Origin of the sequence: Bacteroides faecis, assembly GCF_020091505.1 — a bacterium.
GTDB lineage: Bacteria > Bacteroidota > Bacteroidia > Bacteroidales > Bacteroidaceae > Bacteroides > Bacteroides faecis.
Genome location: NZ_CP081916.1, coordinates 2,101,594 through 2,116,198 on the forward strand (window position 1 = coordinate 2,101,594; position 14,605 = coordinate 2,116,198).

7 protein-coding genes are annotated in these 14,605 nt (G+C 44.4%); 1 reads left to right on the top strand and 6 read right to left on the bottom strand.

Features of this window, described 5'->3' with window-relative positions; all coding sequences use genetic code 11:
- The first annotated feature begins 183 nt into the window (after window positions 1-183).
- Entirely contained in the window at window positions 184-717 is a 534-nt protein-coding gene (locus K6V30_RS08325) for an RNA polymerase sigma factor (RefSeq protein ID WP_055268549.1), read from the top strand.
- 511 nt (window positions 718-1,228) lie between these two features.
- Here the strand turns inward: K6V30_RS08325 and K6V30_RS08330 are convergent.
- From K6V30_RS08330 to K6V30_RS08355, 6 genes are all read right to left on the bottom strand, one after another.
- On the bottom strand, window positions 1,229-4,378 hold the full coding sequence (locus K6V30_RS08330) for a glycosyl hydrolase (RefSeq protein ID WP_055268550.1): 3,150 nt from the start codon (window positions 4,376-4,378) through the stop codon (window positions 1,229-1,231).
- A gap of 146 nt (window positions 4,379-4,524) precedes the next feature.
- Window positions 4,525-6,489 (bottom strand): C2 family cysteine protease, encoded by a 1,965-nt coding sequence (locus tag K6V30_RS08335; protein ID WP_055268551.1) that lies wholly within the window; start codon window positions 6,487-6,489, stop codon window positions 4,525-4,527.
- A 13-nt stretch (window positions 6,490-6,502) separates the two neighbouring features.
- Window positions 6,503-8,449, bottom strand: coding sequence for a beta-L-arabinofuranosidase domain-containing protein (locus K6V30_RS08340; RefSeq protein ID WP_055268552.1), 1,947 nt, complete (start codon window positions 8,447-8,449; stop codon window positions 6,503-6,505).
- 37 nt (window positions 8,450-8,486) lie between these two features.
- The gene (locus tag K6V30_RS08345; protein ID WP_055268553.1) at window positions 8,487-9,473 is read right to left on the bottom strand and encodes a DUF4973 domain-containing protein; all 987 of its coding nucleotides are present in this window, start codon (window positions 9,471-9,473) and stop codon (window positions 8,487-8,489) included.
- Window positions 9,474-9,494: 21 nt separating this feature from the next.
- Complete coding sequence (locus tag K6V30_RS08350; protein WP_055268743.1) at window positions 9,495-11,483, bottom strand: RagB/SusD family nutrient uptake outer membrane protein; 1,989 nt, start codon at window positions 11,481-11,483, stop codon at window positions 9,495-9,497.
- A gap of 13 nt (window positions 11,484-11,496) precedes the next feature.
- The gene (locus tag K6V30_RS08355) at window positions 11,497-14,604 is read right to left on the bottom strand and encodes a SusC/RagA family TonB-linked outer membrane protein (protein ID WP_055268554.1); all 3,108 of its coding nucleotides are present in this window, start codon (window positions 14,602-14,604) and stop codon (window positions 11,497-11,499) included.
- Window position 14,605: the final 1 nt, after the last annotated feature.

Genomic DNA, 14,605 nt, shown 5'->3' on the forward strand with positions numbered 1-14,605 from the left:
ACTATAGATAATCAGTGTTTTAGTTTGTGTCTTAAATGTCCGACTGTTCTCCTGTCGGACATTTTTGCCCTGGCTTTTCATTTTGTCAGCAGGCGGCACTAAAAGTCATTTAATAGTAGGTTAATTTGCATTCGTTAGAAAGTATTACATGAGTTCGAAGTATTCACTTTAATTGAATTTAGTATGGAAAGCACAAAAAAGGAAAGTTTGTTTTTATATTTATATGACAGCTACGTTAATGATTTGTATGCTTATGGAAAAGCATTGGGAGTATCGCATGAAGATCTTCAGGATATCATTCATGATGTTTTTCTTAATATAATGGATCATTATGCCGGGCTGAATATATGCGAAAACAAACAAGTGAAATTCTATTTATTGAAGTGCCTGAAGAACAAAGTCGTTTCGAATGCAAGAAAGAACATGGAGACTTATAACATAGAAAATCTGAATGAGAGTGATTTTCCAATACATGTTACGGGACTGGATTTGCTGATAAATAAAGAGGAAAGGAAGAATTTGCTGAATCGGATAGAAAAGATGCTTCAATGTTTGACGGCACGACAGCGGGAAGCTATTTATCTCAGATATATGCAGGAACTAAGTTACGAGGAAATAGCTGAAATGCTTCATATCACAGAGAAAGGGTCCCGAAAACTGGTATCCCGGGCTATGATAGAGCTGAAGAATGTAAGGCTTTGGGGCAGATGTATCTGACTCGAGGGCCGGAGATGATTTGATTAGGCATCTGTTAGTGTATACCCCGGTAAGCTTAATATATAGGCAAGGCTCTCATAATATACTTTGTAAGCAACACGTATTCATTCCACGTACGTGATCCTTTGAGTTCACGTACGTAATCCGAATGTTTCACGTATGTGGACCGACCAGACTATGTACGTGAGATGATCTTCAGTAACTGCCAAAAGACATTGCTCAGACAGCCGGAACGCCTTGCTGAAGGCTTCGTTTACTACTAATTCTACCGTCTCTTTATTGGTTTGAAGGGTGATCTTAATCGCTGGTGAGGTACGATTGATTATTGATGAAGAGGAGAGGATCAGCTTGTGTATCTGAAAGTTATGTGGAAAAAGAGAAAATAATAAGGTGATAATAGAAATCTGATTTATTCTATTATCACCTTATTGTCACTAGCTATTATCACTTCATATGGGTTGATGATGAGACTGTTAACCTGGAAAGTGATAAGTGATAATAAAAAAGTGCATTAATTATCACTGAGAGGGCTGAATTTGAGCAATTCATAATCATGAGATTCTATTCGGACAGGGCCGAATAAACCGGAGGACTGTAGCTGAGAATCATCTCTCCACGGATTTACCATAGTCCACGTGGAACGTTGTTCTGCAGGTAGTTTCAGGTCTCCGATCAGGCGGTTCACCCAGTTATTTACGACTTCTATTTTAACTGTGTTCTCGCCTTTTTGCAGATAGTCCGTGATGTTGAGACGGTATGGATAGGTCCATGCACCCCCTACGTATTTTCCGTTCAGATATACTTTTGCCATTGCCACTACTTTTCCCAGATTAATGTAAGTAGGTTGGCTGGGAATTTCTTTGATGGTAAATGTGTTTGTATAATCTGCCGTACCAGAGTAATATTTAATACGCGGATCTTCTGATGTTATCCAGTCTGTCAGAGTGTTGAAGACAACACTTTCTTTGGGACCTTGCCGCCTTTCCTCAAATTTTACCTTCCACGGAGTATGGATGGTAGTAAGAACATACGGCTGGGGATAATTCTTGCCGGTTACAGTCTTTTCCTCTGCGTTCCGGAAGATGATGAAAGTACTTTCGCATGATTCTAGCTGTAGGGGAATAGTGATTGATGAATTTGCTTCGGTATATTCCGGCAAGATGCGAATCTCATTGGTAAGAGGATTCCATAGTTCCGGTTGCTTGCCGGATACTCTGAAGGTGGCTTTGAAAGAAGTGAAATCATTGCTTTGGTTGGAGAGAAAATAAATGTCCCCTTCATCGGTTGTCCGATGAATAAAGGAAATGGGAGCCCCATCGCTTATTTTGCAGTCGGGAGATAATGCCACAGCTGCGAACACATCTGCTAACGAATACTTCTCCGAAAAGACCTTTCCCTTTCCGTATGATGAGTGGGCCCAAAGTTCGGAAGCCATTTTCTGAACTTCCCTGTCCGCGGTAGGATAATTGACCAGACTCGGAGAATATTCCGGGGTGGGGCCTAATACAACAAGCCCTTCTTTTACAAACTTCTTTATTTGTTTCAGCAATTCCGGTCGCATACTCTTTTGTTTGGGAAGAACGAGCACACGATATTGCATTCCACTTTCCAGAGTCAGCTTATTACCTTTTACAGAGGATTTTGTCAGTAACACTTCTGCATTGATATAGTCAAAAGAATATCCGCGTGGCAGCTCCGGATCGCAGACTCCTGTCATTTTAGGAGTATCTTCTCCGATAAAGTAGGCAACGTCGGCTACATAGGTTCCTTGTTGCAACATGAAGTTACAGCGTTTCAGGTATTGGTTGAATACATCCAGCTGGCTGAACCAAGTGTTGTGGCGGTTAAATTCATTACCAAATGAAGTGCTGACTCCCGGCACTTTATCTTCCCAGGGCTGGTGGATGTAAACATGCAACATTGTACTGTTGATTCCTTCGGTAAAGAAACGGTCGCCTCTTTGTTTCAATGTATGTGGGTATCGGCTGAAGTTGGAGCCACCTGCCGTGAATGATTCTGCCCATACCTTTCTTTTACCATAGATATGCGCACAGGATGAGGCTGCCCTGTTTTCTATGTCTCCCAGCGAACCTTCGCTCCAGAACTCTCCGCCTATTTCGTCTGATTGACCGCCATACTGTAAGAATTCACCCGGGAACCCCCAATGACCATAGTTTTCGAGCCAGGTAGTCAGACCATGACGATGACCGACTTCTCGCAGTCCTCCTACATAATCATATGCAATGCGGTCGGCTACCAGGCGACGAAGATCCCAAAGAAAACGGTCGGACATATCCGGACTCCCTATCACAATGCCTTGTAAGGAAGGAAGGTACGGAATCGGGTCATACTTGTATTTCTTCTTGAAGGCTGCCAGCATATCATCCGTCCAGTTCTGTCCTCCGGTTTCATAACTGTCTTGTACCACTATTTTAAAGGTGGTACGATCTTCGGGAGGGATACGGCGAAGAATCTCTCCCATGTGTGCGTCGAAATGCTTGGCGACGTGCTTTTTACTCATTTTGTCTACTTCCAGTCCTCTACCTTCCGGGCTGGCGGGAGAATTGGTGACCCGGGTAGGGCACATGGCTGTCCGCATAATGGTCCATTCACCTGCCGGAACCTGCCAGTTGAGTTGCCCGTTTTTGAAATATGGAGTTATGTCTATTACTTGCTTGGGGTCTATCAACATATTGCTGTCAGAAACCTCCGGTTGCTTGTCCCACATATATTCATGCCACATAGGCAAGGGATATTGGAACATTTTTGCCAATGTTTTTTCCGGATAACGCTCTATTATGGGTTGGGAGGACAGATCGACTATCATGTCCGCATTTCCGGAAGCGTGGACAAATAAACGGAAGTCAGTGCCTTTCGTTTCCGGCAAAGCAGTAACCACGGGAGCGTAAGGGAGGAATCCCACATTCAGTCCTGTATTCACTCTGTCTACTCCGATTCTCTTCAGCAGGCGATAATCTGCTCCTTCTTTCACGTATAGATCAGCTGTGGTCCGGAGTAGTGAAGGGCTGGCGATGGTAATGCTTCTGAGCGTTACGTTATCCGGTACTTTGATGTCTAGGCTCTCTTCTTTCCCTTCCCGTTTTTGTATGGTCCATCTTTTGTGGTAGACGTTTTCTGCCGGTTGAGGGAAAGCGAGGACACGTATATCCTCTGCATCTTCTGCAACGGAAGGAAGGCTGGTCTGCAAGTTTTGCGGACCTTTCACTTTTAGTTGGGAAGAGCCCACATAGCGCATGCTTTCGTTCGGTTTTATCCATGGACCACCGGACTGGCTCCAGCCCGGACTGTTGAATATGCCGATTTCGATATTCAGTTCACTTGCCTTTTTCAGTGCCGTATGCAGAATCTTCCACCACTCTTCCGAAAAGAGCTTGACTTTGCCATACTTTACATCATCCAGACCGATGTTGCCGATAAAGGCTCTGTTGATTCCTACCTTTTTCATGGCTTCCAGATCCCGGATAATTCCTTCTTCGGACAGGTTGTCCGAAATCCAGTACCAGTATACAGCTATTTGAGTATCCTCAGGGATTTGTAAAAAGCCGGTCTCGATTTCCTTGAACGACAATTCTTTTTTATTCTTCGCATTGATTGTCAACGGGAATAAAGTGATTGCAATGATTAGAGTAATGAATCTCATCTTTTCAGTAGAATTTATGTTATAGTTAAAATGAAATTTGAGTTCACTTTAAAAGTCTTTGCCTGTTTTATCTCCTAACTGATGGTTGTTGAGAGATAAAATACATTGACTTTTAAAGTGGACTCAATTATCTTTGGTAGTTCAGATTACCACCGGGGCGGTATGTACCCTTCAAATACACCATTGCTTTTCTCCGATGCCGAACCGGGGTGCATAAGCATGATGTCGATTGTAGGCGGAATACGATTATCGTTGGGGATATTCAGCACTCCGTCTTTTTCTCCGTCTCCTCCCCATGGATTACGCATGGCAAACAGAGCGTAGGGATCGGAAGAATACATCCCGCTGTAGCAGTGCCCTGTCACTGTTCCCTGGTTTCCGATATTTTGGGCTTTGTTGAATCCTCCCGTCACGAAGTATCCTTGTGCAAGACCGGTTCTCACGACTTTAGTCATTTCCTCGTTTGTCAGTTTTCCGGGTCCCCAGCAATATACCAGGTCACCTTTCCCAGTGAACAGAGGATTTACTTCTTGCTGAGGGATTCCGCCAAGGTTGTAATTTTTCCAATATACATGCCTGTATTTCATGAGCGCTTTTTCGAGCACCGTTCCCCAATTGAGAACGACATTTTTGCCGCAGGACGTAAAATGGTCTCCGTTCTCGTTGGAAAGGAATTTGGAAGTAACGGACACTTCTATAGGTTTACCCATCGGATCGTACATGGAGATGGTATACGTTTTGTCCCCATTATCTTTAATGATGGACTGTATAAAGTCGGGATGTACAAATGCCATAGAAGCAAATGAGGCAACAGCACAGCAGTCTCCGATGCCTCGCTGGTGTATGTCAGCCGGCAGCGGGCGACCGAAAGGATACAAGGTCACCGGATGTTCCACCCATTGAAATCTGCCGTCACCATCGGTGATGGTCGGTTCGTTGGAAGCAGTGCGCAACCATGTCCTGACTTCGTCCGTCGTTTCGGGTCTGTTCTCAAAGTGTTTTCCCATCGGGGTGATGGAGCTAAAAGTACTTCCTTCACTGCGTTCCAGTATTCTTGAAACGTCGGTATATCCATGCAGATTCCATTCGGCTATTTGAGTGGTGTTGCTTCCGCCATTTTCTGTCACTTCCAGTTTATAGTACAGATATTCCTTCTTGTTATTGAGAAGAAATTCTTTCTTTTCCTTTCGTGCCGAAAATACCTGGTTCTTCTGAATATCGATTGCCACCCACTCTTCGTTGTCGTTCGAACCATAGAGCGTCCATGATTTGGGGTCTTTTTCCGGTGAATCGGCGGCTGACACTAAAGAATAATGATTGGCAATGGCCTGTTCACTCCCCGACCACATAATATAGAAGTTGCTGTGGGGAATGATGAATTTCGTGTCCGCATTGTTGTCGATCATATATCCGAGTTCCGTCCCTTGGGGGAAGTCTGCAAATTCGGGAGTTAAGACACCTGCGGCAGGCATATTTATATTCCAGTATTTGATTGCTATCGCTACTTTCTTTAGAACCAGTTCTGCTATCTGGGTGTCACTGCCTCCATTATTACTCTGTATCTCCAGCTTGTAATGTCTGTATGCAGTGGTATTTTCACATTGGTATTTTTTCTCTTCTTGCCGTTTAGAGAATACCTGATCTCTTTGCTGGTCGATGCGAGTCCATGCTTTCCCGTCAATCGACCCGTAAAGCGTCCATGATTGGGGATCTTTTTCCGGTGCGTCGTTGGCGGATGTCAGCGTGTAATAGTTGATGGCTATCTCTTCATCTCCTTCCCATAGAATATAGAATTTGTTATGGGAGGTGACAAATTTTGTATTTATGTCACCGTCTACTATTTTGCTGATGTCCGAACCGGAGGGAGCGTCTGTATATTGTGCTGTGATTACTCCGGCAGAAGGTACATTGGTGATATCATCTCCGATTCTTACTGAAGCCGGACTGGTATAGGGTGGTTCCGGTGGTGGTTCCGGTACACCATCATCGTCCGAGCAGCTGTAAAAAAGGCTTAGCGGTATTAATAATACCAAATAAATAGTGGGCTTTATCAGATTTGATATCCAACTGTTTTGGCTTGTTTTAGATATATTCATTTGATTCATATTCATTTGATGGAATTTTTTATTCAGGAATGCGCCTGATATCTGGGAAAACTGTCATACGTAGCACGGTTGTTCCGACAGGAACCAGTTCTATAACTTTCTCTTCTCCCTTCCGGATGACGGAAGGCATATAGGGAGTAAAGTTGTCTCTGTATAGTTGCCAGTTCGTGACAGTCACAGCTTTTACTTTCAGTCTGACAGGAGTCGTTTCCGGATTCCAGATATTACTGTAATCATTGCTGTTGACTACCTCGATATTTTCTGTATCCACCGGTGCATAATTCCATTCAGACAAAGGGGTTAGGATACGGGACTGGAACTTGATGCCGTCAAGTTCTCTGGTTTCCGTGATCTCTTCTTGGGCTTTGACGTTCAGAGAGAATACCAGCGGCCCTCTTTCAAAAGCTACTCCATCGTATGGCATAGATACAGATTTTGCTTTCATCGGTAATTTTAATTCGATGATGTCTCCGTCGGAGAATTTGCGTTGTACTTCTACAAAAGTACCAGCCTTGCAGACGATATCGGCAGCCTGCCCATTGACTGTAATAGAAGCCCCTTTGCACCATTGCGGAATGCGAAGCCAGAAAGAGAAAGGAGTGGAACGCTTCATCTTCATCCGGAAACGAATCGTTTCCTCAAAAGGATAATTCGTTTCTTCTTGTATGGTGATCTCGTTCTTGCTTCCTTTCAGTTTGGTAGTGAAAGAGGAAGGTGCGTACATAGCCGCTACAATCCCGTTATCTCCTTTTTTCATCCATTGGCGAGAGCAGAAGAGAGGAATCATGCGGTTCATATTGCCATTGCAGCATGCCGGTCCGTGTGCTATTCTGTAAGCCATACGGTCTTGTCCGCCGACATACATACAAAAGCTGGAATTATTTTTGGCTATTACCTGATTCGGACTTGAATAATACTGAAGCGACTTGAAGTCTTTCCATACTACACTGAAAGCTGCATTGAAACAGATCTTTTCCATCAGATCTGCCCATTGTACATCTCCGGTTGCCTGTAAGAAATATCCCAGCGCCCATTGTGCGTCGCTCACACAGCACGTTTCATGCACTTCATTAGGCATATTTCCATCATGGGCTTCGTTGCCGGATGGTATACCATCTGCCAGTCCGTGATACTTGTATACCTTCTGAATCCCGTGGATGGCCGCATCGAGATATTCCTTTTTACCTGTGTTGATATACAGTATCACAGGGATCTTTAATGTTTCAAAAGAACTGACGGAATGTACGATGGGCACTTCATCTGACAAGAAAGCTTGCATGGTGAACGGACTTTTCCGGCTACAAAATGCTTTATATGTGTTTTCTGCTTTTTCGATAAAGAAAGCGTCATTGGTCTGTTGATACAGCCAGCATAACATTTCGATATGCAACATAGTGCGTTCGTTGAAATCCCATTCCGGTCCTCCTGTCTTGATCAGAGTTTGGGAGCGTGCGGCATTCTTGTAATGATTGGACAGAGCCTTGATGATTTTGGGTGACGGATTCCTGGAATATTCTGCCATGATTACTCTGAAGAAGACGACATGCGGCCATAAATTATGCAATTCCGGACCGATAAATCCATCTTCTTTAGGATGATCGATCTGAAAGTCAATCCACTCCTTTACGCGTTGGGTTAACTCCGGATCGTCAATGAGATAACCACACCGCAATGCACCGTCTGCCCAGTAGCCGGTCTGCTCGAAATCTTCCCAGCGATCCATCTTCTTTTGGGTGGCGTCTCCCCAACCTTCCTTGTCGAAAGGAGCACCGGCCACTTGAATGTGACCGGTTAATCCATTTCTTTGCGTAGTCAGTGCTTCTTTCATCCAGCCTTCCGCTTTCATTCCTTCAATGCCGATATCTTGCAAGACGGATTTGTTGGTCTGGGCGGAAGCTGTACTTCCGCCAATGAGTAACAAACTTATCAGACAGGAAGAGAGAGTACTGTTAAAACGTATTGTCATTTGAATTTATTCTAGGTTATTATTATTGTTTTTTATTTTACCATTCAATTGCCTGATCCTCATCCGGAATCAATTCATTGATCTTACGTTCCGTTGTCATGCTTCCTTCTACATTATAGCGAATAGGAGTACCTTTCATCGATGTGATGTCATCGTAACTGTATTTGATGTACATGGTGACATAATAGTGAGTCAGGTAGGGCAGGGTAGGATCTGCTTCTGTCCGTATCTCATAAGTCGGATTATTGTCTATCAATGCAAAATTGATAGGATTGGCCGGGTCTGCGGGCCGTACGTCCAACTTGCCGTTTTCTTTGAAAGTGGCTATAATTTTATAAGTAGCACGGTTGATATCCTCTTCATCTGTCACTCCGGCATAGAAGAAAATGGAATTCTCATCTACTACCCATGCGGTGCGGGTGTTCATGATTAAAGGCTTATCATATCCTGTCAGATCGAGATAGATTCTCATGGAGGTAGCGGAGTAGGTACCTGAGTAGTCGTTAAACGGCATTACGCGAAGTAAGGCTTTACCGTTTCCCTTACGTCTGTTCACGATGTAAGACGGGTTTTCTTCTACTTTCATAGGCAATACCCATTTCTCTACCAGATTCAGATCTTTAAATTTGAATTTGATCTCGTACATCTCCATCGAACTTCCGGCCGGTATGTGGCATGTCGGGGAAGTGAATTCGTAATGTTGTTCGGAAAGTTGCTGATAATGCAGGTCGGTACGGAACTGGTAACGTTCTTCGTTGAGAATCTTTAGGGTGTCATTATCTACTCCGAGATGTACATCCAGATTTTGTTCATTGACTTTCGAACCGCTGACAATGACGGGAAGTTTGTACGTCACCTCGCCATTCGGCTTGTAGCGCAAATAGATATTGGTGACTCCCTGGTTTTCATAAGGAGCTTTGAGAGAAACCATCTGGGTATAAAGTTCATCTTCCCATTCGTTATTGCATGCACTGCACATAAACAGGGTCGTTGCGATAGCTAAAAAACTATATATCTTTTTCATGTCTGTACTCTTTTATTTTTATTAGTCATAGGATGTCCATCCCGGTGCTTGAGTTAAACGATTGTTTTTCTTTAATTCATCATGACTGATCGGCCAGAAATACATTTTGCGGGAGAAAGTAGAGCGGAGGCTCGGAACTTCTACCTGAGTATGGAATAAGTCCGCCTGTTCTGCCGGCATCAGTGTGTTACAGCCGTATACTTGTTCGATTTGCTCGGTCGGTGCGTCTTTCCAGCGTCTCAAGTCATAATAGCGTTGATTCTCGGCAAATAGTTCGATTTGACGTTCATGTTTAAGACTGGTTCTGAAGGCATCCTGAGAAAGATATACATCTTCTGCAAAGTCCGGTACTCCGGCGCGGATACGTACTTGTGACACTGCTTTGCTCATTTCCGTGGTATTGCGGTAGATATCGTAAGTGGTTGAACCGTCCCAGGAACTTACGGGATAATGGCTGTCACACTCATTCAATGCCTCAGCATACATCAACAGGATATCCGCATAACGGATGGCCGGTTCCACTTTAGGATAAACAGTTCCGCCATTGTTCTGTATATCTTTGGGGCTGACGTATTTCATCATACCGATGCCATTGCGCAGCCATAACTGGCTGTCGTTGCGCCCGTCACTATTACCACGGTAATACCAGATCTGCCGGTATCTGTATTCGGCATTCGTGGCGCTGGAGAAAGACCAGAATGCTCCGTTGAATGCCACTGATGCGTAAAAACGAGGTTCCCGGTTGGCATATTCTAGGTTGACTCCTTTTCTCAGGTGCGGATAAGTGCCGTTGTTGGCTTCTGCCTCGCTTACATAGCCTTTAAGATGTTTTTTTCTGTCGAATGGTTCTCCGGTATTGGTTTCGTAGGCGTCACATTGCTTTCCGGTGACTCCATGACAGTTGTATCCACCTGCACTGGTAGGCAACTGGTGACGCACCATATTTGCAATATCCGTATTATTTTGTCCGCGGGTAAAGATCAGCTCTGGATTTTCAGATGCATATAAGTCTCCGTTAAAAAGAGAACGATAAGATTCAAACGGATCGATGTCTGCCCATCCTTCCGGAAAGTTCTTGTGCGAATACTTCTCATTAAATGGAGGCACAACGGTTTTCGGATATGCGTCACTGCCTTCGTTACGTTTCGCTGCGGTGTACAGTTTATAAACACTCTGGCCGTTGTTCTTCAGGTTGATGACATCAAGAGCGGCAGCTGCTGCGGTTGCCCATTTGGAGTTGTCCGGTGTTTGAGATATCAAATTGCGTCCTTTGTCGTCTACAAAGTCAGCCATTTCGGAATTGCCGTTCATCAAGGGGCTGGCGGCATACAGGTATGCTTTTGCGCGAACAGCCAGAGCCGCTCCCTTGGTAGGACGTCCGATGTTGATGATATCACGTTTGTAAGGGAGGTCCTGCGCTGCCAGCAGCATTTCTTTGGAGATAAAGTCCACGCATTCGTCATAGGAATTTCTTGGTAATGAAAGATCATCGTATGATGCGTTATAGTCGATGGCGCTTTCCGGTAAAACGGGAACAGGCCCATATTTGCGGAGCAATAGCCAATACATGTATGCCCTTAAAAAACGGGCTTGCGCTTTGACGTCTTTGATTTCTTCCGGTGTGTAGTCTTCGTTGATGTCAACATTGTCTATTAATATGGAGGCTTGTCGGATTCCTGCATACGATTGTAGCCATGAACCTTGAAACCTGCTTTCATTATATTCCCCGTGGATGAATTCTCTGTATTCTTCACCACGGTCTCCATAATACATGTCGTCGGCAAAGTTGGTAAGGCAGTGGTCTTTCTCTGCTATATCCATGTTTTCTCCTGTCAGATAGAGATAGGCTTGCGCCAACCATTGTTCGGTATAATCCCTGCTTTTAAAAATGCGTTCTTCATTTTGACGGTCGCCAAAATAACGCTCCACACTCAGATAATCAGAGCAAGAAGAAAATACCAGTCCCATTGCCCCTATAAGTGTTGCAGCTAAAATATGCTTTTTTTTCATGTTCATCAAAAGTTTATAAGTTAACAGTTAATCCTAATGTCCACGTTTTAGATAACGGATATTGTTGTCCGTTGGAGCTACCCAGTTCCGGGTCCCATAATTTGAAATTAGAGAAGGTCAACAGGTTTGTTCCGATGAGGAAGAAACGGATGTTATTGAACCGGATCTTGTTAGTGATGCTCTTAGGAAGGGTGTAGCCTACTTCCAATGTCTTCAGGCGGATGTATGAACCGTCGCGCAGCCAGTAAGTAGAAGGACGGTAATTGTTGGCGTTACCTCCATAGCTCAGACGTGGATATCTGGCATTTACATCTTCATTCTCACCCAGTATCCAACGGTTGGATTCGACTACGTCTTTCAGTACATTTCCCCAGTCACCACTTGAGAATGGGTATACTGTGAATCCGTCAATGAAGAAGGATGACTTGCCGGCTCCCTGGAAATGTACGTTGAAATCCAGCCCTTTCCATTGAGCGGATGCACCGAAGCCATAGATTAAATTCGGACGGGTCGTTGCACCGATGGGAACAACATCGTTGTCGTTGATGACTCCGTCACCGTTAACATCTTTATATCTGATATCTCCCGGCATCACTTTGCTACTATCATCGAATTGCTGCTTGGGACTGTTGCGGATTTCTTCATAATCTTTGAACAGACCTAATGCAACCAGCCCTTTTGCCTGATCGACTCTGAAACCGGCCTGGCGCAGGTAGGGGAAGTTCGTATATGCTTCATCTGTTTCCTTGATTTCATTTTTGCTGTAGGTTATGTTACCACGTACTGTAAGGTTCACATTTCCTATCTTTTCATGATATCCTACATTACCGTCGAAACCTTTGGAGAGCACTGAACCTATGTTGGCATAAGGCGAAGATGTCAGGCCTACGATTTGCGGAATGTTATTGCGTGACATAAAGATGCCGTCACGTTGTTCATGAAAGTAGTCTATTGATCCGGTTAGTTTGTCGTTCCACAACGAGAAATCCAGACCGATGTCATGCTTCGTTGCAATTTCCCAGGTGATGGCATTGGAAGCGACTCTCGAATAAGCCAATATCTGATAAATCATATTATTTCCAATATCTCCCCAGTTATATGACTGATCTGCGGGCGGTATCTGATTGGCGATATCTCCTTTGTCAGGGTCCGGTTTCCAGGTTGCAAATTCTGCCAAATAGGGGAATCGGGTATTCATATAGTCATTACCTACCTTACCATAAGAATAGCGAAGCTTGAACATGTTCATCCAGGGTAAGTTCTTCTTGACAAAGCTTTCTTCTGCTATATTCCATGCAACGGAGTAAGCGGGGAAGAAACCGAACTGGTGTCCTTTGGCAAAGTTCTCGGAACCGTTGTATCCGAAGTTGAAATCCAAGAAATAGCGATATTTCCATCCGTACGTAAAGCGTCCTGCCAAACCTTGATGACGCCTTTCAATTCCCTTGATGATATCATCTCCATGGTCGGAAGTGTCAATGTTTTTGTCTTGTGAGTACTTTAATACTCCGCTTACACGATGATCGCCAAATGCCCTTTCGTAGTGAAGCTCTGCTTCCAGAAATTCTTTGCGCGAACCGTTTGCACTCGATTCTTGATGCATTAACGACTCCTCAGCGATGCGTCTGAATACAACATTGCCATCGGAATCACGAAGTTTCTCTGCTCTCCATTGTTCCGGCCATTTTACACGGCGGTTATAGTTGTCATTATAGGTGTCATAACCAAAACGACCGATGAATTTTAGTCCCGGAGTGATGAACTTGAAATCTTGTTCCAGTGTGATGTTCGTTTGAATGGAGTTCTTCCAGTTTTCAATATATCCGGTCTGGGTAGCCAATACCCATGGGCTGCTCTGAGCGCCTCCTCCGTATGCCGGGACATAACCGTTTGAATACATGATAGGAATTGAAATCGGATTCTGTCCCATCAGAGATGCCCAGATTTGTCCGGAGTCCGAGCCGGGCTGGTTCTGCTTTTCGAGCGAACCGGATACCCCTACTTTCACTAAAGTCGTTTTGGTCAGGTCCATATCTACATTCAGACGATAGTTCCAACGTTTGTAATTAGCGTTTGTATTGTAGTCTTTCATGGTATCATCTACTTTGTACATACCGCCTTCGTCGATGTAGCTGGCAGATACAAAGTAACGTGCGGTAGTACCACCACCATTGATGTTGATCGATGCCCGTTGAGTCAATGCGCCTTCTTTCAGTAATTGGTCCATCCAGTTCACATTAGGGAAGAGGTCCTTATCTAATCCGCTACGGATCAGCATCAAATCTTCATCACTGTAGAAAGGAGTCTGGTTGCGGGTGTTGCGTGCTTCATTCATCAACTTGGCATAGGTATATCCATCTACAAATTCGGGTGTATATGTGCGGGAGTTGTAGCTGGCTTCATATTTGGCATCGATGTGCACTTTACCTGCCTTACCGCGTTTGGTTGTGATTAAAACGACACCGTTGGCACCGCGTGAACCATAGATGGCGGTGGCGGACGCATCTTTTAATACAGAAAATGATTCGATATCTTCGATGCTAATTTCATCCATGCTTCTTTCGAATCCGTCCACTAACACCAATGCGCCTGTTCCGGCCCCGAAAGTTGAGATTCCACGAATCCAGAATTCGGAAGTGTTATTTCCCGGTTGTCCGGAAGTCTGCCGGGCAAGCACACCTGCCACATTACCGGCCAACGCGTTGGTGATACTGGAGGTAGGAGTTTTCAGGTCTTTCAGGTCTACTGTCGTGACAGCTCCTGTCACAGTCACTTTCTTTTGTACACCGGTACCCGTTACAGTGACTTCATCCAGAATATTGGATTCCGCCTCTTTCAGTACCACATTGATTATCTTTTCTTCTTTCACCAATACCACTTTCTTTTCGAATCCGATATAGGAGAAAACTAGGCGTTGATAAGGCTCTATCTTGATTTTGTATTTACCGTTTATATCAGTGATTGCACCTAAGCCCGGCGCATCTTGTACGGTCACATTTACACCGATCATGGGCTCTTCTTGTGCATCTGTGACGAGACCGGTCACCTCAATAACTTTCTGCGCATACATGCAGGTTGAGTATCCTATTAATAATAGGGTAAATAATATGATTTTTTTCATC